General features: G+C 38.4%; 28 protein-coding genes. 24 read left to right on the top strand and 4 right to left on the bottom strand.

Annotated elements, in window-relative coordinates; all coding sequences use genetic code 11:
• Positions 1–61: 61 nt before the first annotated feature.
• Both AEA09_RS14100 and AEA09_RS14095 read left to right on the top strand, forming a co-directional pair.
• Positions 62–508, top strand: a complete 447-nt coding sequence (locus AEA09_RS14100; RefSeq protein WP_053584469.1) for a YlbF/YmcA family competence regulator — start codon at positions 62–64, stop codon at positions 506–508.
• 101 nt (positions 509–609) lie between these two features.
• Entirely contained in the window at positions 610–1,662 is a 1,053-nt protein-coding gene (locus tag AEA09_RS14095) for a tartrate dehydrogenase (RefSeq protein ID WP_053584468.1), read from the top strand.
• 56 nt (positions 1,663–1,718) lie between these two features.
• Here AEA09_RS14095 and AEA09_RS14090 read toward each other — a convergent pair whose 3' ends face one another.
• Positions 1,719–2,624: a glycerophosphodiester phosphodiesterase family protein gene (locus AEA09_RS14090; protein ID WP_053584467.1), complete on the bottom strand. Its 906-nt coding sequence runs from the start codon at positions 2,622–2,624 to the stop codon at positions 1,719–1,721.
• 203 nt (positions 2,625–2,827) lie between these two features.
• Here AEA09_RS14090 and AEA09_RS14085 point away from each other — a divergent pair, with 203 nt between their 5' ends.
• Positions 2,828–3,100, top strand: a complete 273-nt coding sequence (locus AEA09_RS14085) for a YlbG family protein (protein ID WP_053584466.1) — start codon at positions 2,828–2,830, stop codon at positions 3,098–3,100.
• Positions 3,101–3,102: 2 nt separating this feature from the next.
• On the opposite strand, the gene AEA09_RS14080 is transcribed toward AEA09_RS14085, so the two are convergent.
• Entirely contained in the window at positions 3,103–3,492 is a 390-nt protein-coding gene (locus AEA09_RS14080) for a DUF7147 family protein (protein WP_053584465.1), read from the bottom strand.
• A gap of 56 nt (positions 3,493–3,548) precedes the next feature.
• On the opposite strand from AEA09_RS14080, the gene AEA09_RS14075 reads away from it, so the two are divergent.
• The 3 genes from AEA09_RS14075 (at position 3,549) to coaD (ending at position 6,105) form a co-directional block, all read left to right on the top strand.
• Positions 3,549–4,961, top strand: a complete 1,413-nt coding sequence (locus AEA09_RS14075) for a hypothetical protein (protein WP_053584464.1) — start codon at positions 3,549–3,551, stop codon at positions 4,959–4,961.
• A gap of 84 nt (positions 4,962–5,045) precedes the next feature.
• The gene (gene rsmD / locus AEA09_RS14070; RefSeq protein WP_053584463.1) at positions 5,046–5,612 is read left to right on the top strand and encodes a 16S rRNA (guanine(966)-N(2))-methyltransferase RsmD; all 567 of its coding nucleotides are present in this window, start codon (positions 5,046–5,048) and stop codon (positions 5,610–5,612) included.
• A 1-nt stretch (position 5,613) separates the two neighbouring features.
• Positions 5,614–6,105 (top strand): pantetheine-phosphate adenylyltransferase, encoded by a 492-nt coding sequence (gene coaD, locus AEA09_RS14065; protein WP_053584462.1) that lies wholly within the window; start codon positions 5,614–5,616, stop codon positions 6,103–6,105.
• A 41-nt stretch (positions 6,106–6,146) separates the two neighbouring features.
• Here the strand turns inward: coaD and AEA09_RS14060 are convergent, their stop codons facing one another.
• Positions 6,147–7,061, bottom strand: coding sequence for a hypothetical protein (locus AEA09_RS14060; RefSeq protein ID WP_245622846.1), 915 nt, complete (start codon positions 7,059–7,061; stop codon positions 6,147–6,149).
• A 101-nt stretch (positions 7,062–7,162) separates the two neighbouring features.
• Between AEA09_RS14060 and AEA09_RS14055 the strand changes: the two genes are divergently transcribed.
• Complete coding sequence (locus AEA09_RS14055; protein WP_053584460.1) at positions 7,163–8,209, top strand: SepM family pheromone-processing serine protease; 1,047 nt, start codon at positions 7,163–7,165, stop codon at positions 8,207–8,209.
• Positions 8,210–8,303: 94 nt separating this feature from the next.
• On the opposite strand, the gene AEA09_RS14050 is transcribed toward AEA09_RS14055, so the two are convergent.
• Positions 8,304–9,518: a nucleotidyltransferase gene (locus AEA09_RS14050; protein ID WP_053584459.1), complete on the bottom strand. Its 1,215-nt coding sequence runs from the start codon at positions 9,516–9,518 to the stop codon at positions 8,304–8,306.
• 186 nt (positions 9,519–9,704) lie between these two features.
• On the opposite strand from AEA09_RS14050, the gene AEA09_RS14045 reads away from it, so the two are divergent.
• The 17 genes from AEA09_RS14045 (at position 9,705) to AEA09_RS13965 (ending at position 26,576) form a co-directional block, all read left to right on the top strand.
• Positions 9,705–10,238 carry a YceD family protein gene (locus AEA09_RS14045; protein ID WP_053584458.1) on the top strand — a complete coding sequence of 178 codons (534 nt, stop codon included), beginning with the start codon at positions 9,705–9,707 and terminating at the stop codon, positions 10,236–10,238.
• A 24-nt stretch (positions 10,239–10,262) separates the two neighbouring features.
• The gene (gene rpmF, locus AEA09_RS14040; protein WP_010858320.1) at positions 10,263–10,436 is read left to right on the top strand and encodes a 50S ribosomal protein L32; all 174 of its coding nucleotides are present in this window, start codon (positions 10,263–10,265) and stop codon (positions 10,434–10,436) included.
• Positions 10,437–10,600: 164 nt separating this feature from the next.
• Positions 10,601–11,368 (top strand): enoyl-CoA hydratase/isomerase family protein, encoded by a 768-nt coding sequence (locus tag AEA09_RS14035; RefSeq protein ID WP_053584457.1) that lies wholly within the window; start codon positions 10,601–10,603, stop codon positions 11,366–11,368.
• 228 nt (positions 11,369–11,596) lie between these two features.
• Positions 11,597–11,974, top strand: coding sequence for a transcriptional regulator (locus tag AEA09_RS14030; RefSeq protein WP_053584456.1), 378 nt, complete (start codon positions 11,597–11,599; stop codon positions 11,972–11,974).
• A gap of 240 nt (positions 11,975–12,214) precedes the next feature.
• Positions 12,215–13,111, top strand: a complete 897-nt coding sequence (locus AEA09_RS14025) for a ketopantoate reductase family protein (protein ID WP_245622845.1) — start codon at positions 12,215–12,217, stop codon at positions 13,109–13,111.
• Positions 13,108–13,503 carry a DUF3397 domain-containing protein gene (locus AEA09_RS14020; protein WP_053584454.1) on the top strand — a complete coding sequence of 132 codons (396 nt, stop codon included), beginning with the start codon at positions 13,108–13,110 and terminating at the stop codon, positions 13,501–13,503. The genes AEA09_RS14025 and AEA09_RS14020 overlap by 4 nt, the downstream gene beginning before the upstream one ends.
• Before the next feature lie 102 nt (positions 13,504–13,605).
• A complete protein-coding gene (gene bshC, locus AEA09_RS14015) occupies positions 13,606–15,222 on the top strand; it encodes a bacillithiol biosynthesis cysteine-adding enzyme BshC (protein WP_053584453.1) in 1,617 nt (538 codons plus the stop codon).
• A 255-nt stretch (positions 15,223–15,477) separates the two neighbouring features.
• Positions 15,478–15,909, top strand: a complete 432-nt coding sequence (gene mraZ / locus AEA09_RS14010; RefSeq protein WP_053584452.1) for a division/cell wall cluster transcriptional repressor MraZ — start codon at positions 15,478–15,480, stop codon at positions 15,907–15,909.
• Positions 15,910–15,941: 32 nt separating this feature from the next.
• Positions 15,942–16,892 carry a 16S rRNA (cytosine(1402)-N(4))-methyltransferase RsmH gene (rsmH, locus tag AEA09_RS14005; RefSeq protein WP_053584451.1) on the top strand — a complete coding sequence of 317 codons (951 nt, stop codon included), beginning with the start codon at positions 15,942–15,944 and terminating at the stop codon, positions 16,890–16,892.
• Positions 16,893–17,261, top strand: coding sequence for a cell division protein FtsL (gene ftsL2, locus AEA09_RS14000; RefSeq protein ID WP_053584450.1), 369 nt, complete (start codon positions 16,893–16,895; stop codon positions 17,259–17,261).
• Positions 17,258–19,480 (top strand): penicillin-binding protein, encoded by a 2,223-nt coding sequence (locus AEA09_RS13995; RefSeq protein WP_053584449.1) that lies wholly within the window; start codon positions 17,258–17,260, stop codon positions 19,478–19,480. Before ftsL2 ends, AEA09_RS13995 begins: the two co-directional genes overlap by 4 nt.
• A gap of 58 nt (positions 19,481–19,538) precedes the next feature.
• Entirely contained in the window at positions 19,539–21,455 is a 1,917-nt protein-coding gene (locus AEA09_RS13990; protein ID WP_053584448.1) for a stage V sporulation protein D, read from the top strand.
• Positions 21,456–21,581: 126 nt separating this feature from the next.
• Positions 21,582–22,556: a phospho-N-acetylmuramoyl-pentapeptide-transferase gene (gene mraY, locus AEA09_RS13985; RefSeq protein WP_053584447.1), complete on the top strand. Its 975-nt coding sequence runs from the start codon at positions 21,582–21,584 to the stop codon at positions 22,554–22,556.
• The gene (gene murD / locus AEA09_RS13980; protein ID WP_053584446.1) at positions 22,553–23,902 is read left to right on the top strand and encodes a UDP-N-acetylmuramoyl-L-alanine--D-glutamate ligase; all 1,350 of its coding nucleotides are present in this window, start codon (positions 22,553–22,555) and stop codon (positions 23,900–23,902) included. Before mraY ends, murD begins: the two co-directional genes overlap by 4 nt.
• Positions 23,903–23,942: 40 nt before the next feature.
• The gene (ftsW, locus tag AEA09_RS13975) at positions 23,943–25,022 is read left to right on the top strand and encodes a putative lipid II flippase FtsW (protein ID WP_053584445.1); all 1,080 of its coding nucleotides are present in this window, start codon (positions 23,943–23,945) and stop codon (positions 25,020–25,022) included.
• 23 nt (positions 25,023–25,045) lie between these two features.
• Positions 25,046–25,870, top strand: a complete 825-nt coding sequence (locus AEA09_RS13970; protein ID WP_053584444.1) for a cell division protein FtsQ/DivIB — start codon at positions 25,046–25,048, stop codon at positions 25,868–25,870.
• On the top strand, positions 25,851–26,576 hold the full coding sequence (locus AEA09_RS13965) for a DUF881 domain-containing protein (protein ID WP_053584443.1): 726 nt from the start codon (positions 25,851–25,853) through the stop codon (positions 26,574–26,576). Before AEA09_RS13970 ends, AEA09_RS13965 begins: the two co-directional genes overlap by 20 nt.
• The last annotated feature ends 19 nt before the right edge of the window (positions 26,577–26,595 follow it).

Here is a 26,595-nt window from a genome sequence, read left to right as displayed (position 1 = left end):
TCAATAATTTTAAATTACCATAAAATCTGTTATGATGGGAAAGAGATTGGGGGAATTAACGATGATGATGACCTCTGAATGGGCAATCATTTTAGATATGGCCGATGAGCTTTGCGAGATGATTCTATCCTCTGAACCTGCGAATGAGCTACAGCACGCGTATAATGCCGTTTATAGCGATGCACAATTAGTAGAAGCTATTCAAGCATTCGGACGCATGAAAGAGCAATACGAAGATGTACAACGTTTTGGGAAATATCATCCTGATTATCATACAATCATGAAGTCGATTCGTCAGCAAAAGCGCGAACTCGATTTAAATGAAAAAATTTCAGCGTTAAAACTAGCTGAAAACGACTTTCAAGATTTGCTTGATGAAATTAGCTTACTTATAGGTAAAACCGTATCTGAAGCGGTGAAAGTTCCTGTAAGTAATCCGTTTTTCGCATCAAATTCTGCTTGCGGAAGTGGCTGTGGGTCAGGTGGCTCTTGCTCTTGCTCGGCATAACGATGGAAGAAGTGTAGGTACTACACTTCTTCTATTTTTTTTGTGTCAAAAAAAATGTATAGTAAAAGTGTAAGAAAAGTTCAAACAGGGGGGCTATACATATGAAAATTTACCGAATTGCAGTGATACCAGGGGATGGCATAGGAAAAGAAGTTGTCCCGGCAGCAATGGAAGTACTCGACAAGGCAGCACTACTAGATGGCAGTTTTCAATTTGAATGGACAACATTTCCGTGGGGCTGCGAATATTATTTAGAAACAGGCAAAATGATGCCAGACGATGGTATTGACCTATTAAAAGGGTATGATCAAATTTTCTTAGGCGCTGTAGGTATGCCAGACCTTGTGCCAGACCATATTTCACTTTGGGGCTTACTCATTAAAATTCGTCGTGAGATGAAACAATCTATTAATGTGCGCCCAGCAAAATTATTACAAGGTTTACCTTCGCCATTGCGTAATCCAAATGGGTTTGACTTTGTGGTCGTTCGTGAAAATTCTGAAGGAGAATATTCAGAAAGTGGGGGTCGCATCCATAGTGGTCAGGACGAGGTGGCAATTCAAAATGCGATTTTCACACGCAAAGGAACAGAACGTGCGATGCGTTATGCCTTTGAGATGGCAAAAGATCGTCGTCAGCATGTTACAAGTGCTACAAAATCAAATGGTTTAACGTACAGTATGCCGTTTTGGGATGAAGTATTTGCAGAAGTTGGAAAATATTATGGCAACATCGGGCAAACAACTAATCATATTGATGCATTAGCTGCGTTTCTAGTGATGAAGCCACAAGTGTTTGATGTGATTGTTGCTTCGAATTTATTTGGAGATATATTAACGGATTTAGGTGGGGCGATTATGGGGAGTATCGGGATTGCGCCAGCTGCCAATTTAAATATTGAACGTGAGTATCCGTCGATGTTCGAACCCGTTCATGGCTCTGCGCCGGATATCGCAGGAAAAGGTATAGCAAATCCACTTGGACAAATTTGGACAGGGAAAATGATGCTCGATTTCTTAGGCTATCCAGATGTAGGAACAAAGGTGTTAAATGCTATTGAAGAAACGTTAGCACAAGGCGTGAAAACAGGTGATTTAGGCGGAACAGCTAATTTACGTGAAGTAACAGAAGCCGTGCTCAATAACTTACAATAGCTAATAGCGAAAAGAGCGTCCCATAAGCCGAAATTCGACTTTGGATACGCTCTTTTTTATTGGTATTTTTGTAGTAAAATCATTGCTATATCAGGACGGTCGGTAATAATGCCTTTAGCGCCATTTCGAATCAACTTATTCATGGTTACTAAATCGTTGATTGTCCAATAATGAACAGGAATATTGAGATCGTTTAAAAACTGAATGAACTTTGGCGAATCGAGTGCAACAACACCAGATTTTGTAGGAATCTGAAATACATCCACTTTTGGATGATATAAATGTCCGAACTGGCTAGAAAAAGCAGTGAATGCTTTTCTTATATCTGATTCACCTGCGCCAAGTGCGACACGGTTTTGAGCATATAAATTAAAACGATCCACTTGTTCCCCGTAGAAGCTTGTCACAACAACGCGGTCCTCTACACCGAGCTCTTCAATTAAACGCCATAGTTTAGACGGCATTAAACTACCTTCATACGTATCAGGTGCATCTTTTATATCAATACTTACTAACATATTAGAATATGTTTCTAGTAATTCACGTAGTGTCACAACGTCCACTTTCTGACCGCGGAATGTAGTATTGCCTTCTAAATCTTCAAACTGGTAGCCATGGTTAAAGGCATTAATTTCTTCTAATGTCATTTCAGCTACTAGACCAAAACCATCTGTTGTACGGTCAATAGTAGCATCGTGGAATACAATAATTTCTTCATCTTTTGTTAAACGAATGTCGATTTCAAAGCCATCAACGCCTAATTGTGCAGATTTTTCGAAAGCTGGCATCGTATGCTCAGGTGCCAAATGAGTACCACCGCGATGTGCGAGTACAATTGGACGATCAAATTGTAATGCTGATTTTCCTTCGCGCTGTTGCGGTTTAGAAATAGCTTTACTTCCTGCCCAAGCAGCCGCACTAGCAGCTGCAATGGCAATTGCTATTTTTGTTTTCTTACCCATATTCGTCCTCCTTAACAATCATCTTCTTCATTAAAGGCACTAAATAAATAACTTTATTTGAAAAAAGTGAATAAAATTCTGTCAACAAATAACTCTATGCATTTCCATTATAACGGAAAAACCATCCAGTTGTCAGCTAAACTCTGTTGCTATCATTTTCCGGTGTATGGTATTCTTTTAGATAAGAAATGAGGGAATACTATATGAACGAACGACAAGGGCTTATCGTTTACGTCCATCAATTAAAACATGCTAAATCACTTCGGAAATATGGTCATGTTCATTACATTTCTCGCAAGCAAAAATATGTGGTGATTTATTGCGATCGAGAGGATATTGAAACGATGATTACAAAAATACAACGCCTTCCTTTTGTGAAAGACGTTGTGGAATCTTTTCGTCCTTTCCTTAAAACAGAGTTTGAAAATGCTAAACCTGATAAGGCAAAGGAATATGATTATAAAGCAGGTCTATAATATTAAGTTAAAGCAGGAATATAGTGATGTAGTCTCATTATTCCAATAAGGTATTGATAAAATAGTTTTGACTCCGAAAATATAGAAGAGTGCTTTATTTCTACAACTACAGCTTTTCTGCCGAGTTGTTCAATACAATCTTCGAACATCATTTGGCGTTTTGATGGCTTGTCTTCATTGAAAGGAATACCTTCACGACAAATGTAAATAGGCATGAATTTACTGTCATTCGCTGGTTTAAGGGCAACTGCTAAAGAAGAAACTGTTTTTTTATCTTTTGTTGATGTAAGAATGAAGGCTTGATGGAAGCGGTTCTGATTGGTTTTAATAATCTCAAGAAGCTCGTATACATCGCCATAGCCTTCACCTAGTTCTATAAATTGTTGTGGCATACTATTTGCACATCCTTTCCAATACACATAGTATCATGCTACGGGAGGTCTAGCATATGAAATTTGCATTGAGTTTTTTTTCCATATTAGCGTTAATTATAACAGGTACATTATTTTTTCAATATCAGGCATATTCATTTGAATTAGAAACAGGTAATGGCGAATTCCACTATTCGCAAGAAATTGAGATTGTTTATCGTGAAAATAGTTTGGATGTCAGGCAGCATTTTAAGAATTTGCCTAATCAAAAAGTGAAAATAAAATGGCCGGAAAATGCAGTGAATCCAACTTGCTTCATTGACAATAAAAACAGTTGTAACCGTTTGTCAGAAGAAATGACATATTTTAAAACAGGTGATACAAAGGCGCAATCCGTTTCGTACATAATTCCACTTGAGGGTGGCTTACAAGATAAAATGTTGATTCAAGATGTATTTGCTACATTAATAAATGGCGAAACATCTTACTCTGTTGTACATATTTCAACAGACGGTAAGACTGAAGGACAATGGGTAACAGGTTTGCCGTTAATAGGGCAACAACAGTTATCGCTTGTAAACTACATAATGTTTAGTGGAAGTGGTGCAGTGCATGATTTATATTGGCAAGCAGGGGATTTACAAATGCAAAAACAAACACCTGTATTATCGATTTATGCTAAGCAAGCGATATCCAACGAATTTTTAAAAGCACTCGAAAGCATACAATTTTTAAATGATGAGCATATTTCTATTATACAAGAGCAAAATCCAGTTACTGAGCATGATGATCGAATATTATTCTTACCAGAATTAACGACTAAGGCAGTAGAACAACAGGTTATTCTCTCGCAAATTAAGTCGGAGCTTGAGTTTAAGGATGCGCCAGAGTGGTTAATAGAAGTTGTAGCGTCGTATTTAGTAAGTGGCTCTATTGGCTCTGATAAAGCAAAAGAAATGATAGAAATATTAAAAGAGTACATGTCTGATGACCAAGAGCGTGCATGGCAAGAAGCTGTGAAAAGCTTGGGTGAAGAACCGATATCTCCGGCTAAAATGGATGAGCTTTTATCGGAAGTATTAGCAATGAAAACATCTTATTTTGAGTTAAATGTCGCAAATGAAAATAGTGTTTACCCATTATTATTTGAAGATGGACGAAGCGTGTATATAGACGAGATCATTAAAGAAGATGTAAATATTATTTTATACGAAGGACAAACTTTATACACTGCTGATACACTATTGCCGCATTTAGGTTACACTGCTGGTGAAGGGGAAAATGGTTACTATGTGAACAGTGATACACGTACATTCCGATTCCCAAAAGAACCAGGATTTTATGTATTTAATCAGCGTAGATATTCAACGATTTCTGAACCGATACTTAAAATTGCCGATCGTTATTATGTAGAAGAAGCGTGGTTACAACGTCTATTCTTTGTTGAATTGCAAAAAAGTGAAAATCGTATACAAGTGTTAACACAGTAACAATAATAGTAAGTATAAAAAGCGACACGTTTGTGTTGCTTTTTACTACTAAGTAGTAAAGGAAAGTATGGTGAAGTTGCATCTATGAGAGTAGTAGCGGGAGAACGTAAAGGCATGCCGTTAAAGGCAATTACAGGAAATACAACGAGACCGACAACAGACAAAGTAAAGGAATCGATTTTCAATATCATTGGTCCGTTTTTTGATGGGGGGACAGCGCTCGATTTATTTGCTGGTAGTGGCGGGCTTGGCATTGAGGCGCTAAGTCGAGGTGCTGAGCATGCAGTTTTTATTGAGAAGGATTTCAAGGCCTTTCAAGTACTACAAGAAAACATTCAAAAATGCCGATATGAAGAGTATTCAGAGCTTTTCCGCATTGATGCAAAGCGTGCTGTGAAGGCACTATTAAAGCGCGAAGTCAAATTTAAATTGGTGTTTTTGGATCCGCCATACCATCACAAAGAGTATTATGACTTAGTGCAGATACTTGTCGACAATGATAAAGTGCAAGAAGATGGTATCATTTTATGTGAACATGCGAAGGAAGTGGAGCTGCCACAAAACTTTAATGCCTTCACATTACAAAGACAAGAAACATACGGTGGAACGATTATTTCCGTATATCGTTGTACTGGGGAAGAGGGAGAATAAGTTGTCAGATAAAATTGCTGTTGTTCCTGGAAGTTTTGACCCTGTTACATTTGGTCATTTAGACATTATTAAACGAGCTGCGGATATTTTTGATGTTGTATATGTGGCTGTATTAAATAATTCATCGAAGCAACCATTGTTTTCGGTAGAAGAGCGCATGGAATTGATGGCGGAGGTTACAAAAACGCTACCGAATGTGCGTATTGAATCTTCATCTGGGCTACTTATCGACTATGCCAAAGATAAGAGCGCTAAAGCGATCGTACGTGGTCTACGTGCGGTATCGGACTTTGAATATGAAATGCAAATTACATCCATGAATCGTTTTCTGGATGAAACGATAGAAACATTTTTCATTATGACGAAAAATCAATATTCATTCTTAAGTTCAAGCATTGTCAAAGAAGTGGCGAAATATGGCGGCGGTGTACGTGATCTTGTACCTGATTGTGTTGAACAAGCGTTAAAAGAAAAATACGGTTTTGTAAAGTGAAAAAAGCACATGTTCCTATTCGGGCACATGTGCTTTTTCGTCTATAGAAAAAATAACGCATAAACGGTTGGTACGACGATGATACTAAGTAGTCGGAATTTAATATATGGACGAACGGAGAGCTTGGCTGATTTGGCGATAACAAAAATTTGAAGATGAATACTAACACTTTGCATCGTCAAGAGAATGACAACGAATAATGGTAAATACGGGTGTGAGGGAAAAGTTGTAATGGTCATTTTTATGCCATTTGTTACTTCTAATACGGCTGCAATCAAAAATTCTAATGATTGCGGTAGGCCAGGAACCAATTCGACTAAGCTTTTTTGAACAATCGTTTGAATAGCTGTGAAAAAAATAACTGTTGTCCCGACTAGCAGTAATGTAGGGGCTGTTTCCTTAATACTCTCTGAAAAAGGTGATGCATGTAGTGGTGTATTGTGAACCGAAATAGTGGGAGGTGCTGTTTTGCGAAATAAAAAATAGCCGCTTATTAAACAACAAATATTAAAACTATGTAATAAACATAAAAACAACCACCCAAACGTATTGTTTTGTAATAAATCAAGACTAACAAAGCCGAGTACAAAAAGTGGACTAGGCGCATGACAAACAGCTAATAAAAAGTTTGCTTCTTTTGGATGAAGCTGCCCACTGTTTTTTAAGTAAACAATTGTTGTTGCGCCTGTAGGATAGCCGCCAAGAGCGCTAATTACGTATGCTTGTACGTACAGAGAAGCTCTTTTTGTTTTGGTGCGAAGCGGTGCAGTTAAACGCAGTAGCCATTGTGTAAGTATGAGATAAGGGAGTAAATATGGGAAGAGGGCTTCCATAAATAGCTGAAGACCTAAATCTGTTCCAGTATGAGCGGTCTGTGGAAATAACAATAGTAATAGAATAAGAAGTATGCAGAGCAATATTTGGATTGTCGCAATCATCATATCATCTCGTTTCAACTTTTTGTCATTCACATAGGCAAATGCTAAAATCAATATATGTGTAAAAGGTGAGAACAATGAACAAATGATTTGATTGCGTCTAGGGGGTGCCTTTAATTATGAAGAAAAAAATTAGTTTATATGTTGTGTTTTTATTATTGATTGCTTTTTTATCGTTGTATCGAATAGACGCATATATTATGAAACCAGGAAGTGCCTACGAGGTCAGCGAATTTGTAACCGTTGCAGATGGTGATAAAGATGATGAAGGGTCGTTGAGCCTGATGACTGTTGCGATGCAACAAGCAACACCTGTGACGTATTTATGGGCAAAAACTCAAAAGTACCAAAAATTAATGGATATCAACCAAGTGAGGAATCCGTTAGAGGATAATGAAGAATATAATGTTCGCCAATTAAAGCTCATGTCAGATTCACAGTTTAATGCAAAATACGTAGCCTTCAAGAAAGCTGGGCTAGATGTTGATGTTAAATTTGAAGGAGTTTTTGTATTAAATGTTCTTGATGGTGGCTCATCAGACGGTATTTTAAAAGCTGGTGATGAAATTGTCAAAGTTGATGGACAAAAAATTGAAAATCAAGCAATGCTTGTAGAACTGTTAAAAAAGAAGCGAATTGATGATGAAGTAAAAATACAATTTGTACGCAATAAAAAACAACAGGAAGAAACGCTTACGTTAAAAGAAATTCCAGGTACTGAAGAAAAACGTGCTGGTTTAGGGATTACGTATGCAGAAAGTAAAACAATTGAAACAACACCAGAAGTGTCCATGAGAACAGAAGATATTGGTGGACCGTCAGCTGGTTTAATGTTCACACTTGAAATTTTAAATCAGTTATTACCTGAGGATTTAACTAAGGGCTATAAGATTGCGGGTACTGGTGAAATGAATATAGATGGTAAAGTTGGTCGCATCGGCGGAATTGACTATAAAGTCATTGCGGCTGACCGCGATGGCATGGAGATTTTCTTTGCCCCAGAAGACGAAATTTCGCCTGAACTAAAGGTGAAGTATCCTGAGTTAGAATCGAATTATGCAACGGCGGTTAAAACAGCCGAAGACATTGGCACGAAAATGAAAATAGTCCCTGTGAAAAACATTGATGATGCGATTAACTATTTAGAAAAATTGGAACCAAAATAAAAAAATGGCGCACTGCATGGAGTCATGTAGTGCACCATTTTTTTATTTCGGTAAAAGGGTATTGTTGGAAATATACAAAAGCTCACTTATCTAATTATTTAAAACGAATTGGTGGTGTTTGATAGTCTTTTGGGAGTTTATGTGAAGAACCACTTGACTCAACGCTAAAATTATAAATTTCCGCAACGTGAAGGTCGATAGCAAGCATTTTATCTTCGGTCGCGGCAACACGGCTAACAAGTGGTAATGTGAATTCTTTTTTATGTCTTCCCAAATAGTGCTGTCCTTGTGCTGTCATACCAAGTAAGCGAATTGTCGTTGGTGTATCAAATGAATGCAATTGCTCCTTTGTAAAACCTGTATAAATATGAGTAAGCATCCGTTGTAATCGTGTCCACGTATAGCGTTTGGATTTTATCTTTTCCATAAAAGTTTTGAATGTATCGCTTGTTTTAGCAGCTTTCAAAAGGGCGTGCTCGATACCTTCTGTCACTTCAGCGTAACGTGTTAATTCGTTTGGTGAATGACGAATAATTGTAAATTGCAGGAGTGGCCAAAAGGACTCCCAACTGGCAAATCGTGTATGCTGTTCATGCCAATTGCATAAATATTCATAAGAAGATTCTGGTAATACATTTTTAACACCTTCCAATGAACCCGTTTCAGCGAGTTCCTTACGTATACCTGTTGCACTGGCAATGGAAGCTCCCTCTTTTAAATCGTCATGATAGCCAGCTGCTACTCGTGGAATCGTTAGTGGCTGGATGGGGCTACCTATTCTGTCGGCGGCTTCTATATAATGGAAGCCTAAAATATTATTTGGTTGTGCTAAATCAATGTATGTTGCAGGATGATTTTGAGTAAGCTGTTCATAGGCGTAATGAAGACTTTTCGGAAAACTTGCTCCAGTTTGTAAGCTTGATCTAACAAGCGAGTCGTATTCGTCTCGGTGCTGTTTAATGAGATGGTATGTATTTAAAAAAGGTTGAACAGAACCATCCTCACTGCCAAAGACAAAGGAATCACAGCGAATAGCTGTAAGAAGAGAAATCGCCCCCTTTGCGAAATCAGTAGCTGATGCGGTACTATAGACATATGGTAGCTCTATGACAATATCGACACCGCTAGCGAGTGCCATTTGTGTGCGTGTCCATTTATCAACCATGGCAGGTTCACCACGCTGTAAAAATGAACCACTCATTACGGCAATGACGATATCTGCTTTTGCTGCTTGTTTTGCCTGTTCTAAATGATAAGCATGTCCATTATGAAATGGATTATATTCAACAACAATGCCGACTGCTTGCATAACTTAAACCTCCTTTAAATGTATTCACCAAATGTTTTGTGGGTAGAATCTGGACGTATTACGCTGACGTGTAATTGATAATATGTCTAATTATAAGCGGGTTTTCAAGTGGTGACAAGAAATTATCTTGACATCTATTTTCACACAATATATAATCAACAGTGTTGTCTCGAGGTGATTAAACGAATGAAATGGTCAATTCATCAATTATCTAAATACCGCCAAGACGGAATGCCAATTGATGCCTATGTACAGTTGGACGAAGTGATGGAGCGAAACCAGGATATTCGTGCGATTTCGCCCGTTCATGTAAAAGGGCTATGTACTTTTGGTGCATCGCAAATGACTTGTCAGTTGACAGTGACAGCCACGTTAACACTTCCATGTGCACGCACGTGGGAAGATGTTGAGTTTCCTATCGAAATCGAAACAGTTGAAATATTCAGCTGGGTTGATGAAGAAAAACGAGGGGAAGATGACGGTGATATTCACTATCTTGATGGTGATGTTATCGACATGAAGCCAGTTCTTGAGGAGTTAATTCTTCTTGAGGTGCCAATGCAAGTATTCAAAGAGAATACCGAAGGACAAGTGCATGGTGGCAAAAACTGGACTTACGCAACGGATGAAGACGTAGCACTTCACAAAAAAGCTGACGAACCAAAATTGGATCCAAGACTGGCTGCTTTAGCTAAGTATTTTGATCAAACAGACGAATAAACGATCTGTAAGGAGGTGCCATCAATGGCTGTACCATTTAGAAGAACTTCTAAAACTGCAAAAAGAAAGCGTCGTACGCATTTCAAACTATCTGTACCTGGTATGGTAGCTTGCCCTAACTGTGGTGAAGCTAAACTATCACACCGTGTTTGCAAAGCTTGCGGACAGTACAAAGGTAAAGAAGTAGTAAGCAAATAATTCAGTGTTTGCTCACTTAAAAGGCTAGTAGAGAGACCATGGCTCTCTACTAGCCTTTTTTTATGCTTTAATATGACGGAATTTTGCGTTAATAACGAAAAAATATATAGTGCGATAATAGTTGTATGATACAATTTACTGTATAAAACAAAGGGGGAGTAGGAATGGCTTATATAATTGACAATGAAGATGGCATCATTACGTTTACGATTAATCGAGAAGAAAAACATAATGCTGTAAACAATGAAGTAATGAATGGTTTACAAGAAGTAATTACATATATTCATGCACATAATGATGTGCGTTTTTTAGTTGTAACAGGAGCGGGTGAGAAATCATTTTGTTCAGGTGGCGATTTATCAGAATTTCATTCGCTTGAAACGGAAGATGAAGCATTCGTTATGCTTAGTAAGATGGGGAAAATTTTATATGATCTAGCTACTTTACCAGTACCAACGGTTGCACTGATAAACGGAACGGCAGTAGGTGGAGGTTGTGAGATTGCGACAGCTTGTGATTTTCGTTTGGTTGCGAGCCATGCGAAATGCGGCTTTATTCAAGGTACTCTAGCTATTACGAGTGGCTGGGGTGGCGGTACCTACTTGTTCGAAAGGGGCTTACGTCACGACCGTGCGATGAAGATGCTTGTGGATGCGAAGAGGTACCCAGCGGATTTACTATATGAAATTGGCTGGGCAATGCGTGTCTTTGAAGGTTCAAAAGAAGAAGCGTTAGATGATTTTACTGAGCATATGCGTAAAATCCATCCGTCTGTGCATAAAGCATATAAGGAAATTGAACTTCGTAAATGGCGTGAGCGTAATATGTACGAGCGTGTGATGGAAGAGGTGCGTACATGCGCAAAACTTTGGGAAAGTGAAGCGCATCATCAGGCGGTCAAAAATTTCTTAACGAAGAACAATAATAAATAATATTTTAGGTTCTTTATCGTAATTTGTACTTGATTCTAATAGGAGTATTGTTTAGAGCAGAAGAATCCCGTGGGAAGGGATTCTTCTGAAAGTGCATATTTTGGTATAGAGCCATATTTTATAGGCAATGATTATTGTAACTTACAATAATCATTGCCTTTTTTCGTAGAATGATTCTATTTTGTTCGCCAAAGCATATAGTAGTAAAAAATGCGAGGGTGATAGATTATGGAACTTAAAAAAAGAAAAGATCAATGGACGAAGGATGACGATGAAAGATTAGCGGAAATCGTGTTGCATAATGTGCAAAATGGTAAAACACAGTTAGAGGCATTTGAATTAGCTGCGGAAGAACTTGGACGAACGAAGCAGGCGTGTGGTTTTCGTTGGAATAAAACATTGCGTGGACAATATAGCCAGTCGTTATCCGCTGTGCGCAATCAACCACAACAATCGATGCGTAGTCATTTGAAGTTAGCGTTGACAAGTTTTGATGAATTAACTGAGGCCTATCAAAGTCTTGAGGTGCAGCATCGAGAATTACAAAATGAACACGAAAAGTTAGTGAAATGGTTACAACAGGGGTATTCACTAATGAAAGATTAGTGGTTTGGAAAGAAAGCAAAAAGGGACTAAGTAAGGATATCTAAAATAAGGTCGATGATATTTTTATGTAGGTCGATCTTTTGCGATTCTAGTACTGATTTCGCATATTTAGAACTGAAACAAATCCCGTTACTGTATCGAAAACATCTCGTAAATCCTGTATAATAAAAACACCTGCGAAGGTCTGCCATCTAGTTGGCAGGCCTTTTGCGCATAAGAAAGCGGGGAGATTTTTTGAATGTGGTTGTTATAGGAGCGGGTGCTGTCGGTATGCTGACGACAAGTTTTTTAGCGGAGGCTGGTATACATGTGACGGTAGCTGTTAGAAGACCAGAACAGGCACAGGAATTAAATAAAGTAGGTTTGAGACGAGTCAATTTTGATGGTACAAAGACGCGAAGTAAAGTTGTTGCGACAACTAGTTTAAGTACATTACCTCATCAAAATTTAGCCGTAATCGCTGTTAAATACGGTCAATTACATACGATTTATGAGGAACTGTCAGCGTTACCGAAGGACATCCCGTTACTATTTATGCAAAATGGTTTAGCGCATTATGAGGAGGCCCTAAAATTACAACAAGAGACGATTGCTTTTAGTTCTATTGCGTTTGGTGCGCAAGTGGAAAATAATACGACGGTCTTACATAGAGGACAAGGTATGTGCAAAATTGCAATTGCTCGCGGAGACAAGACACTTTTCTTAAGGCTTCAGCAAATGGTTAATCCTGCTTTTCCAATTACATTAGCGCAAAATGCAGAGCGAATGCTGTTTGAAAAGGCGGTGTTAAATAGTTTAATAAACCCGTTAACTTCCATTTTGCAAGTGAAAAATGGAGAGCTATTAACGAATAAGCAGACGTTTTTGTTAGTGCAGACTTTATATAAAGAGTTAATAGATGCTTTTCCGGGCCTTGAATCTACCGTGCCATTTTCTGATGTTGTTGCGTTATGTGAAAAAACGGCAGCTAATACGTCGTCAATGCTAGCAGATCGTTTAAATGGGAGAAAAAGTGAAATCGACACGATTGTAGGTGCGGTTTTACGAAAGGCTTTAAATAATGGGCACACATTACCGACTTTGCGCACATTCTATCATCAAGTACTAGCAATTGAGGAGAGTGGTGAACGGAATTGAAAGAATTTTTACATATCCTTATTAGTATAATGATTTTTTGTCCTGTGCTTATTTTTGTGCTTGTTTTTTTCATAGGGCGGAAAATAAAGATTAAAGGAACGCATGCATTCGGAGCCGCATCGGATGTGACGACATTTTTTTTATTTTTTTCAGTACCACTTGCAATCGGTGCAGTATGGCAAGTAAATGTTGGTGTATTTGTAGTAATAGTAGCAGTCTTTATGGCGATGATTTTTACATATGTAGACTGGCGAACAAAAAAAGAGATTGAAGTTAAAGCATTATTACGAAAAATTTGGCGCTTTTTATTTTTATTATTAAGTGCAGCGTATATTATTATTTGTGTAGTGGGAATAATTCAATCCCTTGTAGAATATTTACAGGACATATAAGCATTTTCTTTTCATGTTGTTGAAGAAAGCGTTAAAATAATAGAATTAATAGAGTGTAAATATCGAATTAGATGATTTAGTGAGTAGAGGAGTTTATGTTAAATGAAACAGGAGTCAATCCAAATACCTGTGCGAAATCGTGTGCTAGCAGACTATTGGTCGCCAAACACTGCCATTCATACATTTTTTGAGTACGAATATAGTGACGGGTCATTTAAAAAGCGAGCGGCATATTTAGAACAGCAGATGAAGGACCAAACTGAGTTAACGACGATTATTCGTCAATTTATGGAGCCGTTAGGTATATCGGATAAAATAAATGAGCATTTAAAACAATTAGAGCAAGGTGCACTTGTTGTTGTTGGTGGACAGCAGGCGGGAGTTTTAACAGGTCCTCTATACTCTGTAAATAAGGCGATTTCAGTTATTGCGTTAGCGAAAGAGCAAAGTGCAAAACTTCAGAGACCAGTCGTACCGATTTTTTGGATTGCAGGAGAAGATCATGATTTAGAAGAAATTAATCACACATACACAATAAGTGGAACGAGTGTTAGAAAACGTGCGTATGGTGAGCGTTCAAAACGTAAAACAATGGCCTCATCAACAGCTTTAAATCAAGAAGCGATGACTCAATTTATGAATACAGTTGTGAAAGATTTTGGGGAAACAGCTTATACTGAAGGAATCAGAAAACATTTGCGAGATGCATTGAGAGAGAGTGATACGTTTACCGATTTCTTTGCTCGTTTAATGAATCATTTGTTCAAACACGAGGGTTTACTGATGATTGATGCCGCTGATACGAAATTCCGACAATATGAAAGCCAAAACTTTACGCATATTATTCGGAATAACGAAGAAATTGCTCAGGCTGTAACAGTGCAAGAACAAGCATTCGATAAAGCAGGATATGGGACGCCGATTTTTTCTACAAGTGAAGCTGCCAATCTATTTTATGTAAAAGATGGTGAACGCCATTTACTAGAACGACGACATGATCAATTTGTGAATTTAGCAGCAAATATAAAGCTATCGAGAGAAGCGTTATTGGAAATTGCTGAAATTCATCCCGAACAGTTGAGTAATAATGTGATCACAAGGCCATTAATGCAGGAAATGACATTACCGGTACTAGCCTTTGTTGGTGGGCCAGGAGAGCTTGCCTATTGGGCAACGCTAAAAGAGGCTTTTTCTGTACTGGGCTTACAAATGCCGATTTTTGCACCACGACTTCACATAACGCTAATTACTAGACAGGTAGAACAACTACTGAAAGAATATGATTTATCAGTCGAGGATGTTTGGGATGGCAAAGCGATGCAATTAAAAGAACAGTTTATGGCTGCTGTGCAAGACGAAGAAGCGAATCGCCAAATTCAGACAATGCAACAACTAATTAGTGAAAAATTCGAGGAGCTTGAAGCGCATTTAGAATCGCAACAAATTCCGTTAGATAAAATCATCATGAAAAATAAAGAAAATCATTTAAAGCAATTTAATTATTTGCAGCAAAAAATTGAACAAACAGTACTTACGAAACATGAAGCAACCATCCGTAAGTTTATGATATTGCAAAACGAACTATATCCAAATGACTCGTTCCAAGAGCGTTCTTATAATCCATACCAGTTTATGAATGAGTTTGGACCTAGTTTAATTGCTGAAATGTTAGAAAAACCGTATGACATCGGAAATCACCACTATTTACTTTTTTTGTAATGGTAATAAAATGAGTGTAAATACCTAATTGAATCATAATGTAATATATAAATTTGATAATGGATATCGATTGTCATGATGGAAAGGGAGCTACTCTATTAAGAGTGGCTCTTTTTTTATGCCATTTATCACATATCAAATAATTTGCTAAAGGTCTATTCACACATTAATTATAAAAATGTCAAGTTTTTTTTAAAATAAGTGGAGGAAAGTGGGGGGATGTGGTACATTATTTACTAAAGTGGGGTGAGTAGTATGTTCATGGGAGAATATCAACACTCTGTTGATGCGAAAGGACGGTTGATCGTGCCGGCAAAATTTCGTGAAGCTTTAGGCGAAATGTTCGTTGTCACACGTGGTCTTGATAACTGTCTATTTGGCTATCCTATGAATGAATGGCGAAAACTCGAAGAAAAATTAAAAAGCTTACCGATGACCAAGAAAGATACACGTGCATTTGCGAGGTTTTTCTTTTCAGGGGCAACGGAAGTTGAAATAGACAAGCAAGGCCGAGTAAATATTCCTTCTACTCTTATCGCACATGCGCATCTTGAGAAAGAGTGTGTCGTGCTAGGTGTATCGAATAGAATTGAAATCTGGGCTAAAGATGCTTGGGAGATTTATTTCATTGAATCTGAACAATCTTTCAATGAAATTGCAGAAAATATGATTGGCTTTGATTTTTAGTTAAAAAGAAAGGCCTGGAGGGAGCGATTAGTATGTTCGATCATACAACCGTGCTATTGAAAGAAACTGTTGACGGGTTGAACATCGATCCTGATGGAGTATATGTGGACTGTACGCTTGGCGGAGCAGGGCACAGTGAATATTTAGTACAACAATTATCAGAAAAGGGTCGTCTCATTTGTTTTGACCAGGATACGACGGCTATTGAAAATGCAAAAGTTCGTTTAGCACCTTATATAGATCGTGTCACATTTGTGCACTCGAATTTCCGTTATTTAAAAGAAGAATTACTAGCTTTAAATATTGAAAAAGTGGACGGCATTTTATATGACCTTGGCGTATCTTCACCACAGTTGGATACTCCTGAGCGTGGGTTTAGCTATCATCATGATGCACCGCTTGATATGCGTATGGACCAGACGGCACCACTGTCAGCATTCAATGTTGTCAATGAATGGGCATATGCGGATTTAGTCCGTATTTTCTTCCGTTACGGAGAAGAGAAATTTTCAAAACAAGTAGCCCGCAAAATTGAGGAAGCACGTAAAACGGCACCAATTGAAACAACTGGACAACTTGTAGAACTTATTAAAGAAGGTATTCCTGCGGCTGCACGTCGTAAAGGCGGGCATCCAGCGAAGCGTATTTTCCAAGCGATTCGCATTGCTGTGAATGATGAGCTAGGTGCAGCAGAAGACTCACTTGTAGATGCTATTGAAATGATTGGTGTTGGAGGACGCATTAGCGTGATTACGTTCCATTCATTAGAGGATCGCTTATGTAAGACGATTTTTAAAGAAGCTTCGTCACTACCTGAATTACCACCGAATTTACCGGTGATTCCAGACTATATGAAACCGACTTTAAAGCTTATATCAAGAAAGCCGATTTTACCTTCAGAAGAGGAGTTAGCAGTTAATAATCGTGCACGATCAGCGAAGCTTAGAGTGGTGGAGAAAATTAACGACAAAGGACGTGAGTAAATGGCAGCAGTACGTGTAAGGCAACAACAGCAACAGCATGTGCAACAACCAGTAGCACCACCTAGTCCAAAACCCACCATTAAACGTCGCAAACAAACGAACCAAAAGTTTGAAAAAATGATGTTACTTATTTTAGTAGGCATTGTTGCGGTACTATCAATCGTTGTATTAAATAAACAGGCAGCTATTCAAACGACGAGTATGGAAATTCAAAAAATCGAAACACAAGTAGAAGAGATATCAAGACAGAACGTAGATTTGACGGTTCGCGTAAGTGAACTTTCTACATACGATAACATATGGAAAAAAGCAGAAGAACTCGGTTTAACTCAAAATGAGAAAAATGTAAAGGTAGTGCCGGGAGAATGAAAAAAAAGAGATTTCGATTCCAATGGGGAGCCTTTCTATTATTAATTTTTTATGGAGGGCTCTTTTTCCTATTATTCACAAGAATGGTCACACTGCAGGCTACTGGGGAAGTGGAAGGACAAGCATTAGCAGCAAAGGCTGCAGCGAAATATCAAAAAGAGAGTGCTATTACCGCTAACCGAGGGAAAATCTATGATACTAATGGCAAAGTTATAGCTGAGGATACACTTAGCTATCGACTAATTGCGGTTGTTAATGAAAGTGCAACAACTAACCCAGAAAAACCTCGTCATGTTGTCGATGCTAAGAGAACTGCAGAAATATTGGCAGAATATTTAGAGCCGGAGATGGATGAAGAGGCAATCTATAGCCGACTAACGAAACTTAAAAGCGACGGTAAAAAACCCTATCAAGTTGAATTTGGTAGTGCAGGTCGAGGGATTAGCCATGAAATCATGAACAAAATAAAAGAAGAAAATTTACCGGGTATACTGTTTGTAAGTGATTTAAAACGTTATTATCCGAATGGTGTTTTCGCGTCTCATCTCATTGGCTTTGCGCTAAAAGAGGAGAACGAAGATGGTACGGTGACAACAAAAGGTAAAATGGGTCTTGAGAAAACGTACGACGAGGTGTTAACTGGCGAAAATGGGAAAGTCGAATACCAGACCGATGCATTCCGATACTTACTGCCAAACAGTGAAAAAATGATAACGCCAGCTAAAGATGGCGATGATATTTATTTAACGTTAGATAAAACGATTCAAAGTTTTGTAGAAGATGCTATGACACGTGTAGAAAAAGAGTATAATCCTGAGTCTATGTCAGTAGTTGTGGCAGATCCGAAAACAGGGAAAATTCTTGCGATGTCACAGCGTCCAACATTCAACCCTGATACGCGCTCAAGTGAAAATATGAAGTGGTTAAACGAAGTCATTGAGGAAACGATTGAGCCGGGTTCGACGATGAAGACCTTCACACTTGCTTCTGCTATTGATACAGGGAAATGGGCGCCGAATACGAAGTTTAAGTCAGGACAATATACAATTTTAGACCGGACGATTCGAGATCATAACCAAGTCGGTTGGGGCCCAATTACTTATTTAGAGGGCTTCCAGCGTTCATCCAATACAGCGATGGCAAATTTATTAAAACTTATTGGTGATGATGTTTTTCTTGATTATTTAGGTCGTTTTGGATTTGGTCAAAAAACGGGTATTGATTTACCGAATGAAGCAACTGGGACCATCTTATCGCAATATCCGATTCAACGCGTGACAACAACATATGGCCAAGGTTCAACAGTAACACCGATACAGCTTATTCAAGCAATGACAGCTATCGCGAACGATGGGAAAATGATGCAGCCATATGTAATTGATAGAATTGTAGATTCATCTACAGGAGATGTTATAGAACAACATGAACCAATTGAAAAAGGACAACCGATATCAGCAGATACTGCGAAGCAAGTACGAGAAATACTAGCTTCTACATTAACGTCAGAATTTGGAACAGCAAAGCACTTTGTATTAGAAGAATATCACGTAGCAGGTAAAACGGGTACGGCGCAAATACCTAAAGCTAATGGGGCTTATTCATGGGGAAATGACGAGTTCCTATATTCGTTTTTAGGTATGGCACCAGTAGATGACCCACAGCTAATTATGTACGTGTCTGTTACAAAACCAAAGTTAAAAGGAAAGCAGGGCTCTATACCGGTTTCTGAAATATTTAATCCAGTAATGCAAAATAGTTTGAAACATTTAAATATTAATCCGGATGATGTCAAGGCAGTGGATCGTGTAGCTACTCAAGATTACACGGGCCGAAATGCAGAAGCGGTACAGGTAGAGCTTGCAAATGATGGCTTGCAACCAGTTATTGTAGGTGGCGGTGGTGAAATAATTGAGCAATATCCAAAAGGTGAGCATAAGCTTATGGAAAGTAGTTTTGTATTTTTGAAAACAGCAGGAAATAGTACATTACCAAACTTTACGGACTGGTCGCTACGAAATGTTCTGGTGTTTAAAATGATGTCCGGCTTAAATATTGAGGTGGTAGGAGAAGGGTTTGCTGTCAGTCAAAGTGCGTCTGCTGGTACAGTTATTTCAGATAGTGCACCAATCGTCGTTAAGCTCGAAACGCCTGCTGAAAGCTTAATACCAGATGTAGAAGCTCCTTCAGAAGGTGAAATTGAAAATATAGAGATTGAATAGATATTGAATAGAAGTCCACTTCATTTCATACGTTGTAAAAAACAAGGTGTGATGTCGAATGAAGTGGATTTCTATCCATTCAAAAAAGCGATTACGTTTGTTGTATGTATTATTTATATGTCTGACGGCGGCGGTAGTGATTCGGCTTTTCTTCTTACAGGTTTTTGACCAAAAGGAATTAACGAAAAAAGCTGAGGAAAACTGGGACCGTGAGATTCCATTTGCCAATGAAAGAGGACATATTACAGATCGGAATGGGGAAAGTATTGTAACCAATAAACTTGCACCGACGTTATATTTTATGCCGTCCCAAAGCAAGGATATTGAAGGAGCAGCAACAAAAATTGCGCAGGTACTTGAAGTGGATGAACAAACTCTTTTAGAAAAGATGCAGAAGAAGGCATATTTAGTGAAGTTGGCACCTGAAGGGAAGAATATCCCCTATGAAAAGGCTGTTGAACTGCAAGGTTTGCAGATAGAAGGCTTATATAGTGGTGTTGACTATTTACGGGATTATCCATACGGTACAATGTTATCACGTTTTCTTGGCTTTACAGGCTATGATGCGCAGGGACTGGCAGGTATTGAGTATGAATATGATAAACTTTTGCAAGGAAATGCTTCAGCCATCCGCTTATTTACAGATGCGAGAGGGAACAATTTACCGAATGTAGCAAGTGCTTGGAAGGCTGGCGATGATGGAGCCACGGTAGAGTTAACGATTGATGTGGATGTACAGCAAGTGGTAGAGCGTGAGTTGTCTCAGGCAATGGAGCGATACGAAGCGGACCAAGCAATGGCGATTGCGATGAATCCCAACACGGGTGAAATTTTAGCACTTTCCTCATATCCAACCTTTCATCCAGCCAAGTACCAGTCAGTAGAACCAGCGATTTATAATCGAAACTTACCAGTGTGGATGGCGTATGAACCTGGTTCTACCTTTAAAATCATTACATTAAGCGCAGCATTAGAGGAAAACCTAGTAGATTTAGAGAATGAAAGGTTTTATGATCCAGGCTACACGATGGTTGCAGGTTCGAGACTTCGCTGTTGGAAGCGTGCAGGACATGGGGATGAAACATTCCTTCAGGTCGTAGAAAACTCCTGTAACCCAGGCTTCATAGAGTTAGGACAACGACTAGGGAAGGATCGACTAATGCAGTACATTAAAGATTTTGGTTTTGGTGAAAAAACGGGTTCGAGTATTGCTGGTGAAGCTTCGGGGATACTATTTTCGAAAGATGCATTTGGGCCTGTCGAGCAAGCAACTACTTCATTTGGTCAAGGCGTCGCGGTAACACCAATTCAGCAGGTACAGGCAGTTGCGGCTGCGGTAAATGGCGGTAAGCTATATACACCGTATGTCGTGAAGAAAATATACAATCCCCAAAATGGCGAAGTCATTAAAGAGACAGAGCCGACTGTGAAAAGACAAGTCATTCGTGAAGAAACATCAGCAAAAGTACGTGCTGCTTTAGAGTCTGTTGTAGCAAACGGTTCTGGACGACAAGCATTTCGCGATGGTTTACGTATTGGCGGTAAAACGGGTACAGCACAAAAAGTAGAAAATAATCGCTATATTGACGGCAATTACATTGTATCTTTTATTGGTTTTGCCCCGGCAGATAATCCGCAAATTGTAGTGTATGTAGCAATCGATAATCCAAAAAAGACGACACAATTTGGTGGTGTAGTAGCAGCGCCGATTGTTGGTCAAATTATTGAGGATATTGCGCCTTTTGTAGGAATTGAAAAATCTACTGAGCAGTTAGAAAAAGCTTACCGTTGGCCAGATCCAATTACAGAAAAAATGCCAAACTTTATAGGTCAAACAAAGGATGACATAGCAAAACAACATTATCCTTTTAGAATTGAGTGGCATGGAGAAGGGACAAAAATTGGTAGTCAATTACCTGAAGTAGGAAGCGTTATCGCACAAGATGGCATAATTCATTTATATTTAGTAAAGTAACGTAACTTTGCCTTTAAAAATAGAGAAAGAACAACTATTATTATGAAGGGCAGTATTAAATATATTATGGTTTTAACTTTCTCCATAAAGGGAAGAAGTTAAACAAGATTTAAAGGAGATTTTTTAATGGAACTAGCAACAACGCTTACCATTTTAGCTATTGCTTTTATAGTAACAGTTATTTTGGCACCAATTAGTATACCCCTTCTACGTCGCTTGAAATTTGGGCAAAGTATTCGTGAAGAAGGACCACAATCCCATATGAAAAAAGCTGGTACACCGACGATGGGTGGCATGATCTTTTTATTGGCGATCATTATTACGACAGTTGGTGTCGGCAGCTATTTAGATTTATTCACAACGCATACAATTGTTTTATTAATTGTGTTAGTAGGGTTTGGTGTTATTGGCTTTTTAGATGATGGTTTAAAAGTTATTTTTAAACGTAATTTAGGTTTAACATCCATTCAAAAATTGATTGGGCAAATTATTATTTCGATACTTGTCTATTTCTTATTACATGTAGCATCATTTGACACAACGTTAGCCATTCCGTTCACAGATTGGTCAATTGACCTAGGCATTTTCTATGTGGCCTTTTTAATTTTCTGGCTCGTTGGTTTCTCGAATGCGGTTAATTTAACAGATGGATTAGATGGTCTCGTAGCAGGGACAGCTTCCATTTCATTTGCGGCATTTGGTGTTATCGCTCTATTCCAAAACCAAGCTGATATCGCAGTATTTACATTTGCAGTAACGGGTGCATTACTAGGGTTTTTACTTTTTAATGCAAATCCTGCGAAGGTGTTTATGGGTGATACAGGTTCACTTGCACTTGGTGGGGCAATTGCAATGGTCTCGGTATTAGTAAAAGAAGAGCTTTTATTATTATTAATCGGGCTTGTGTTTGTCATTGAAACATTATCCGTTATTCTACAAGTGGGAAGCTTTAAAATTCGTAAAAAACGTATTTTCAAGATGAGTCCAATTCATCACCATTTTGAATTATCTGGTTGGTCAGAATGGAAAGTTGTCCTTGTATTTTGGTCAACTGCTTTAGGAGTAGCATTGATTGCAGTCTTAACGGAGGCGTTATTATGAGAAATTACACAGATTTACAACATAAAAAAGTGCTTGTTCTAGGTTTAGCTAAAAGTGGAGTAGCAGCAGCGGAAATCTTACATGAGCTTGGTGCATTTGTAACAGTCAATGATTCAAAACCATTCGATGAAAGCCCAGATGCACAGGGACTACTTCAAAAAGGTATTACAGTCATTTGTGGTCGTCACCCAGAGGATTTACTTGATGAAGGTTTTGAAATAGTGGTGAAAAATCCAGGGATTCCTTATAGCAATAAAATTGTGGCGGATGCACTAGGTCGTGATATTCCTGTATGGACAGAGATTGAGCTCGCTTATTTAATTAGCGAGGCTCCGTTTATTGGGATTACAGGTTCGAACGGTAAAACAACAACTACGACCCTTATTTTCGAAATGCTTGAAAGTGGTGCTAAAAAGCCATTAATAGCAGGGAATATCGGAACTGTAGCTTGTGGTGTGGCTAAAGAAGCTGTTGAGGATAATATTATTGTAACAGAACTTTCTTCATTCCAATTAATGGGTACGAAAACATTTAAGCCAAAAATCGCTATTTTAACAAACCTGTATGACGCGCATTTAGATTACCACGGTACATTTGATATGTATGCAGAGGCCAAATTTAATGTGACCCGCAATCAAGATGAAAATGATTATTTTATCTACAATGCTGACCAACCTATCGTTGTTGGTTATGCGGCGCAATCTAAAGCGAAAAAAGTGCCGTTTTCTTCTAATGGACGAACAGAAGAAGGTATTAGTGCAGATGAAACAACAATCTACTGGCAAGGTGAGCCTTACATGGAACGTGCAAATATAGCTCTTCCTGGTAAGCACAACTTAGAGAATATTCTAGCTGCTGTAGCCGCTTGTATTTTAGTAAATTGTGATAAAACAAAGATGGAAGAAGTATTAGAGACATTTGCAGGCGTCCGCCATCGTACGCAATTTGTAGGTGAATGGAACGGCCGTAAAGTTTACAACGATTCAAAAGCAACAAATTGCTTGGCGACGAAGAGCGCATTAGAAGCTTTTAAAGCGCCAATTATTCTTCTTGCTGGTGGTTTAGATCGTGGACATTCATTTGAAGAACTGCGTCCATGTATGGATCATGTAAAAGGGGTTGTCGCATTTGGTGAAACAGGCTTACGCTTTGTCGAATTTGCGAAATCTTGTGGTGTACAGCAAACGGTCATCGCACAAAATGTAGAGGACGCAGTGCATTATGCAGCACCAATGTCGGATGAAGGCGATATTATTTTACTTTCACCAGCATGTGCAAGTTGGGACCAATATGATAGTTTTGAGATTCGCGGCGACGCTTTTATTGATGCTGTAATGAAGCTGTAATCAGCTTGTAATTATTTTAGAATATACTTAACTTGGAAGGATGGCATTACTGAGAGGTAAAGAAAGCTATTTATTGCTCATAACAACGTTGATGCTATCAATAATCGGCATTATTTTCGTCTATTCTGCTGGCACGTATTGGAGTGCTATTCATTATAGTGAAAAAATGCCGTTTTATATGAAGCAAAGCGTATACTTCGTTGTAGCTATTGTAGTGTTTTTCGTCACCATTCGACTAGATGCTCTTAAAACGAAGTCCTTTTGGAAAATGGCCTATGTATTTTCTTTAATTTTACTTGTACTCGTTTTGATACCGGGAATTGGCCTTGTCCGTAATGGCTCACAAAGTTGGATTGGGCTCGGGCCATTAACAATTCAACCAGCAGAACTTGTCAAAATAACCGTCATCGTATATATGAGTCACATTTTAGCAGAGCATAAAACTGGCAAACCTATTGTGAATTGGCGACATGGTGCAATTTTATTGTTACCAATTGTACTCATCATGTTGCAACCAGATTTTGGTTCTGTTTTTATCCTAGTCGTATCAGTATTTTTGTTGTTTTTTGTAGCAGGCTATCCATTAAAGCTCTATGGATTATTTATTGTGGTAGGTATTGCGGGGTTAGCGACTTTAATCGCAACAGCACCTTATCGATTGAAACGAATAGAAGCATTCCTTGATCCCTGGGTAGACCCCTTGGGCAGTGGCTTTCAAGCAGTACAGTCATTAATGGCAATCGGTCCGGCAGGTATTTTCGGACATGGTTTTGGGCAAAGTAGGCAAAAGTTTTTATATTTACCAGAGCCTCAAAACGACTTTATTTTCGCGATTATTTTGGAAGAAGTCGGTTTGGTAGGTGGGTTGGCCATTGTCGCATTATTTGTGCTTGTTTTGTATGCTGGCTATAAATTAGCGGTCCAAGCGAAGACAAGAACGGCCTTTTACGCCATCATAGGACTTGTAACAATGTTAAGTGTGCAAGCTTTTTTAAATATAGCTGTTGTAATCGGATTAGTGCCCGTAACGGGGGTAACACTGCCTTTTATTAGCTACGGAGGCACATCATTAGTAACAATGTGGTTAATAATAGGTATTATTTATCAATTAGCAAAATAAATATAAAGGAGGGAGTGCATAATATGGAGAAGGTAATTGATATTGAAGATCGTATACCTACACTAAAAAAACGTCGGAAGAAGCGAACAAATCGTAAATTTATAGTGTTGATATTACTTTTCTTTTTTGTATTATCTGTACTCCTTTATTTTCAATCCCCTTACAGTGACATAAAAAGAATACATGTCAATGGCGCATTTTTAGTCAATGAAAATTATTATGTTGAGGCAAGTAAGATTTTAGAAGGACAGTCGATGTGGGGCTTCAAAGTAAAAGATGTAGAGGAAGCAATATTGAAGGATGAATGGGTTCAAGATGTACAGGTAAAACGTAATTGGTTACGCGATGTAACGATAGAAGTGGAAGAATGGAAAAAGGTTGCTTACTTAGCGCGTGATGGTAATTACTACCCGTTACTTGAGAATGGCAAGCGCTTTGAACAAGCTGATGAAAACATACCGATAGATGCACCCGTCTTTATCGGCATTACTAGCAAAAAAAAGATTAATAAGCTTGTTGAACAATTAGCTATCTTAAAACCTGAAGTTCTTGCTTTAATTTCTCAAATTAATTCAAATGAAAGTGAAACTAATCCAAATGCCATCAAACTCTACATGAATAACGGTTATGAGGTACGTGCAGTTATTTCGAATCTAGCAGAGAAGCTCAATTATTACCCGTCGATGGTAGCGCAAATTTCACAATTAGAAAAAGGTGTTATTGATTTAGAGGTCGGCTCTTCTTTCAAACCGTACAATAGTGCATACAACCAAGTGGAGTTGGATATGGGAGAAGATGGAGAGATGACCGAGCAGGAAGTGACTGAAGATGAGCAACAAGAAGAATAGCAAGGGGAACTTCTTATCTAGAAAACAGTTTGAGTTATTAATCGTATGTATAACAACAGGGTTTATCATCGGCTATTCGTACAATCAAGCAAAAGATAACAAAATGTCTAGTCCGTTAAATTCACAGCTTTTTGCACAAGAGGATTCATATCGGGAAGAGTTAATTGAACAGCAAGAGCGCAATAAAGAGCTTGCAGAAGAATCCAACCGTTTGCAAGAAAAAATCCGCGAGTATGAAAAAAAGTTTGCTTCTAACGAAAATGAATATGAACAGCTTGTGGAAGAAGCAGAGGATTTGCGATTATTATTAGGGAACTTAACAGGAGAGGGAAAGGGCATCCGTGTGACATTACAGGATGGTGAATACGATCCGACTTCAGTTAATCCTAATGACTATATTGTGCATGAAAGTCATGTGTTTAAAGTGTTAAATGAATTGAAAATTTCGGGTGCACAAGCTATCACCATTAATGGCCAACGTTTAATGGCAAATTCCTTTATACAATGTAATGGACCTGTCATTACAGTTGATGGTAAACAACATCCAGCTCCTTTTGTCATAGAGGCAGTAGGAGATTCAGCAACGTTAAGTGCTTCGTTAAACCTAAAAGGCGGGGTAATCAATCAATTACTAAACGAAAATATCGTCGTAACGGTGGAAGAAAACCAAAAATTGATAATGTCAAAAGTAAAAGTAGAAAGTTAATACGATACATCTAGGTGGG

It is taken from the genome of Lysinibacillus contaminans (assembly GCF_001278945.1).
GTDB classification, from domain to species: Bacteria; Bacillota; Bacilli; order Bacillales_A; family Planococcaceae; genus Lysinibacillus; species Lysinibacillus contaminans.
This window is presented reverse-complemented; position numbering and strand designations above follow the sequence as displayed.